Annotated in this window: 1 protein-coding gene (running past one end of the window); it reads right to left on the bottom strand. The window is 35.4% G+C overall.

All coding sequences use genetic code 11. The features are described 5' to 3' along the window. Positions 1 to 6,000, bottom strand: part of the annotated coding region (gene ebh / locus HMPREF3247_RS13295; protein WP_070866252.1) for a hyperosmolarity resistance protein Ebh (this coding region is incomplete at its 3' end). The annotated region continues 21,745 nt past the right edge of the window; 6,000 of its 27,745 annotated nt are in view.

Raw genomic sequence — 6,000 nt, 5'->3', positions numbered from 1 at the left:
TTCGATCGATTTCGTCAATTAATGCTTGAACTTGCTTATCAACGTCTTTATTGGCATCAATTTTTGCTTTTGGTATTTCATTGGCATGCACTTGTTCAATCGCGTGGTTGCCTGCTGTTTGAACTTGAGATACAGCCTGATTACTTGTTGCTTTATTAATGTTGTTGATGATGCTGTTTGCCAATTCTTCTGCTTTATTTTTCGCAATAAGCTTGTCTTGATCCGTCGCATTTGAAGCTTCGATTTCTTTTAGCTTATTAGCTAAAGCTTGATTAATTGATTGAATTGCCTTGTCTTTAGCATCTTGTAGTCGTTGATCACCATTAAGATTATGGATTGCATCATTGACTGCTTGGATTGCGCCATTGATATCATTCACATTTGTGTTATCACTATTTAGCAATGTATTTGCTAGACGTTTGGCATCATCGAAGTTTGTTTTAGCATTATCGTCAGCGTTTTGGTAATTGACAGTTTGCTCTGCATTTGGAATTTCATTGTCAACTAAATGTTTCAATGTTTCCATTGCATCATTTAAGTCAATTTGATTATTAACAATATCTGTTACATCTGATACAGTATCGGCATTGTTAATTGCTTTATGTGCAAGATCTTGTTGCTGTTGATTTAATCCATTTAACGAATTAACAAACGCATTTGCTTTATCTTTGGCATTTGCAAGGTTTTGGTCTCCATTTAATGCATTTTGAGCATCGATAATATTTTGTTTCAATTGCTCTGCTTCAGCTTTTGCAATTGCATTACCTTGCACTTTATCTAACTCATGTGCTGCATTCGCAATTGCATTATCATAATTTGCTTTCAAATTGTCATCTGCATTGATGTAATTTGTGCTGCTGATAACACCAAGGTGCTGTTCGTCAATATATTGTTGTACTGCACCCATTGCATTATCTAATTTAGTTGCTCTATTAATTGCTCGAGATGCTTTATTTAGCGTTTCAGCATTATTAATTTGTTGGATTGCTAATTGTCTTTGAGCATTGTTTAGATGTGTTAATTGATCCAAACTTTGTAATGCTTCAGATTTACGATTATTAAGTCTTTCTTCACCATTTAATGCTTTCTTAGCTGCAGTGACTGCATCATTTAATTTGGTAACTTGTTCTGCAGTTAAGTTTTGACCAGTCGATTTATCAAGTGCTTGTTTCGCTTTATCAACCGCTTCATCATATACTTGTTTGACTTGTGTATCTGCATTGACATAGTTCGTGCTACCTTTCGTGCGTCCTTCATTGCCAGTGATTTCTTGTGACAATTGATCCATTGCACGATTAAGTGCCTTAGCCTCATCTACAATTTGTTGGATTTGATTTAAATCGTTTGATTGATCGATGCGACCTTTAAATCCATCTTGTTGAGCATTGTTTAATGCATTCAATTGGTCGATGTCATGTTTACCATTTGTTTTAGCAAGTGCTACACGTTCATCACCATTTAATGCTTGTTTTGCATTTAAAATATTTTGAAGTGCTTGATCCACTTGTTGCTTATTCGCATTTTGTTTCAATACATTTTCAGCATCAGCAATAGCTTGTTTATAAGCCTTTTGCTTATCTGAATCTGCTTGTGTGTAATCTATAGTTTGCTCAACGTTAGCATGTTCATTAACTGCTTGTTGTAATTGATCCATTGATTGGTTCAATTGCGTTGCTTGATCTACTAATTCAGCGATTGGTTGAAGTTTCGTCGCTTGATCAATATTTTGTTTAGCAGTTGCAATTTGATCAGCATTTAAATGTGTTAATTGGTCAATAGTTTGTTTCGCTTGTGTTTTAGCTTCAGCGACTCTCTCATTACCATTTAACTCATTCACTTTTTCTTGAAGCTTAGTTAATGCTTGTTCTACAGCGTCTTTATTCGCATTTGAACCATTAGTTGGATCTGTAATGCTTTGTGCAGCTTGTAACGCTTGATCTACTGCTTCTTTTTTATCAGTTGACGCTTCAGTGTAATTTGGTTGAGCCTTATCTGTATTCACTTGATCAACTTTATTTTTCAATGTTTCCATCGCGTGATCAAGTTCAGTAGCAGTTTGAACATGTTGTGCAACCTCTGTTCTTGTAGGCGCTGCATTTATAGCATCAGTTAATGCTTGTTGTTGTGCATGATTTAAGTTTGGCAATGCATTAACAGTCGTTACTGCTTGTTGTTGATCACGAGCAAGTTTTTGATCACCATGTAGGTTATCTTTTGCAGTTGTTACTGCTTGTGTCAATTGTTCTACTTGTGATTTGTCGAGTGTTGGATTACCTGTTTGGTTAATTAAATCTTTTGCATTTTGAACTGCTGCTTGGTAAGCATCTTTTTGCGGTTTATCTTCATTAATAAACTTGCTACCAGATTCTGTTTGTTGTTGATCTTGAATACTATTTCGTAATGCTTGCATTGCTTGATCAAGCGCTTTTGCTTCAGCTAATTTTTGCGCTACTTCATCACGAGTTGCTGCGTTGTTTATTTGGCTTTCAAGTGCTTGACGTTGCGGATTATTCAAACCATTTAATTGATTTAAATCAGTAACCGCATGTTGTTTATCGTCTGCAAGTTTTTGATCACCGTGTAGGTTATCTTTAGCTTGGTTAACAGCTTGTGTCAATTGTTCAACTTGTGCTTTATCAAGCGTTGGATTGTTAGTTTGATTAATTAAATCTTTTGCATTTTGAACTGCTGCTTGGTAAGCATCTTTTTGTGGTTTATCTTCATTGATAAACTTGCTAGCCGCTTCCGTTTGCTGTTGATCTTGAATGCTATTACGTAAAGCTTCCATTGCTTGGTTAAGTGCTTGTGCTTCAGTTAATTTTTGTGCTACTTCGCCACGAGTTGCTGCATTATTGATTTGATTTTCAAGTGCTTGACGTTGTGGTGTATTCAAGTTAGACAAGTTATTTAACGTTTCTGTTGCACGTTGCTTATCTTGAGCTAGTTTTTGATTACCATGTAAATTGTTTTTAGCATCAGTCACTGCCTGTGTCGCTTGATCAATGATTGATTTAGCTAATGTAGGATCAGTTGTTTTGTTAATCAAATCTTTCGCGTGTTGTACTGCTTGCGTATAAGCATCTTTTTGCGCTTGATCCTCGTTAATAAATTTACTACTTGCTTCAGTTTGTGGTTGATCCTTAATACTTTCTTTTAATGCTTTCATCGCTTCATTTAATGCTTGCGCTTGTGCAATGATTTCAGCCACTTTATCACGAGTTGTTGCATTATTAATTTGATTTTCTAGCGCTTGTTGTTGAGCTGGTGTTAATTGATCTAAATGATTTAGAGAATTTCCAGCAGTTTGCTTATCTTGAGCTAATCGTTCAACACCATCTAATGCATTTTTAGATGATGTTACTGCTTGAGTCGCACTTGATACATTACCTTTATTGATAGTTGGATTATTTAATCCTGCAATGATAGACTCAGCATTTTGAACTGCTTCATCATAGGCTTGTTTTTTATTCGGTTCTGCATTGACATATGCACTGCTCACACGAGTTGCATCTTTGTCAGCAATACTTTGTTGTAATGCATCCATAAGTTGATCTAATGCTTGTGCTTCAGTCAAATCTTGCTTAACTGCTGTTCTAGTTGTTTCGCTATCAATTAACGTATCTTCCATATGTTTTTGTACATTGTTTAGATGTGCTAATTGGCTAACCGTTTGTTTAGCATGATCTTTATCATTTTGTAATTTCACATCACCATGTAATGCTGCTTTCGTTGTATTCACAGTTGCCGCTACTTGATTAATCGCATTATTATCTAATGTTGCAGTTTGTTCATTGATAATATTATTTGCGGCTTGAACAGCTTGATCATAGTTTTGTTGCTCTGGTTGATCTTCGTTGATATATTTGCTATTTGCTTTAGTTGCTGCGTTATCTTGAATGCTCTGTCTTAATCCATGCATTGCTTGGTTAAGCGTATTCGCATTTTGTTCAATTTGATGAACTGCAGTTACTAAAGTTGCAGCTGTAACTTGGTCTTTTAATGCTGTTTTTTGAGGATCATTTAAGCTTGTTAAAGCATCAATTGCTTGCGTCGCATTTGTTTTAGCAACTTGTAAATTATGATCTCCATTTAACGCTTGAAGTGTTGTTTGAACTTTAGTAATAGCTTGTTCTACTTCTGTTTGGTTCGCATTTTGACCAGTTTGTTTGTTAATCATTGCTGCTGCTTCATTTACCGCTGTATTATAAGCAGTTTGTTTATCAGTATCAGCATTGATGAAGTTACCACGTTGTTCAACGGCTTGTTGATCTGCAATCGCATTAATTAAGTTACCCATCGCAGTATTTAAAGATTCTGCTGTTTGTTTGTGACCATTAACTGCAGCAATATCAGATGATTGCGTAATTTGTGATTGTAACTGTTGCTTTTGCGCATTATTTAAATGATCTAATTGATCAAGTCTATTGTTAGCTTGTTGCTTAGCTGCTACAAGGTTTTCATCACCATCTAATGCAACTTTCGTGTTATTCACTTGAGTTGTTGCACGATTAACATCATCTGGATTCATCGTAGGCGATGTAGTTTGATTAATGATATTATTAGCAGCTGTTACAGCTTGGTTATAGTCATTTTGTCTTTGCGCAGTTGCATCATGATAATCTTCAGATGCTAATGTCGTTTGATTATCCGCAACACTATTTCTTAATAATTCCATCGCATGATCTAACGTTTGTGCTTTTTGATTAATCGTAGTGACATCTGTAACAAGTGGCGCTTGTGTAATTTGACTTTCAAATGATTGTTTTTGTGCATCATTTATGTGTGTTAAGTTCGCCAATTGTTGTTTTGCTTGTTGTTTTGCATTTGCCAAATTGTCATTACCATTTAATGCTTGTTTCGCTGCGTTCACACGTTGCATCGCTTGTTCCACTTCAGTTTGACTTGCATTGCTGCCATTTGCTTTAGATAAAATACCTTCTGCATGTGAAACCGCATTAGTATAAGCATCTTTCTTAGCTTGATCTGCATCAGTAAAGTTAATGCTATTTAATGTCTCAGTTTTATCTTGTAATGCATTGTTTAAGTTAGTCATAGCATTATTCAGATTTTGAGCATTTTGCTTAACATTATTAACTGTTGCAATATCTGGTGCTTGTTCAACTTGAGTTGTTAGCGCTTGTTTTTGAGCATCATTTAAATGATCTAATGTACCAAGATTTGTCTTAGCAGCTTGTTTGGCATCAGCTAATTTTTGATTACCGTTAAGTGCTTGATTTGTATCTTTCACTTTAGTTAATGCTTGTTGAATTGTATTTGGATCCATTGTTGGATTTGTTGTTTGTTTCAACAATTCTTCTGCTTTTGTTACTGCATTATCATATGCTGTTTGCTTGTCAGGATCAGCATCATGATAGTTTTCGCTACCTTTAATTTGTGCTTTATCCGCAATGCCTTGTTTCAATTGTGTCATCGCATCATTAAGCGTTGTCGCCGCTTGTTGAATAGCATTGACGTTTGGTACAAGTGTTGCTTGCGTGATTTGTTTGCTGTATTCATCACGTTGCGCTTGGTTTAAGTTTGGCAATTGATCAATAGCATGTTGAACATTTTGTTTCGCCGTTGCTAAGTTTGTATTACCATTTAAATCATTTTTAGCTTGCGTAACTTTATTTAACGCTGCAGTAATTTCGCTAGGTGTAACGACAACATCAGGCGTAGCACTAATTAATGCTTCAGCTTTCGCTACTGCTTGATTATATGCATTTTGCTTATCAGGATCTGCATTGACAAAGTTACCATCAGCTTTTGTTTGTTCTTTATCTGCAATGCCTTGTTTTAATTGTGTCATAGCATTGTTTAACTCTTGTGCTGTTTGTTTAACATTGTTTACACCAGCTACAGTAGTTGCATTTTGAACTTGTTGTTTTAATGCATCTTTCTGTGCTTGATTAAGGTCATTAGAGCTATTAATTAATGCTGTTGCTTCGTCTTTTGCATGTTGAACGTTGGCATTACCATTTAATGCTTGTTTTGCTGCAT

Source organism: Staphylococcus sp. HMSC36A10 (assembly GCF_001838845.1).
Classification (GTDB): domain Bacteria; phylum Bacillota; class Bacilli; order Staphylococcales; family Staphylococcaceae; genus Staphylococcus; species Staphylococcus aureus.
Note: the sequence above shows the minus strand (reverse complement) of the source record. Positions and strands in the feature narration are given on the sequence as shown.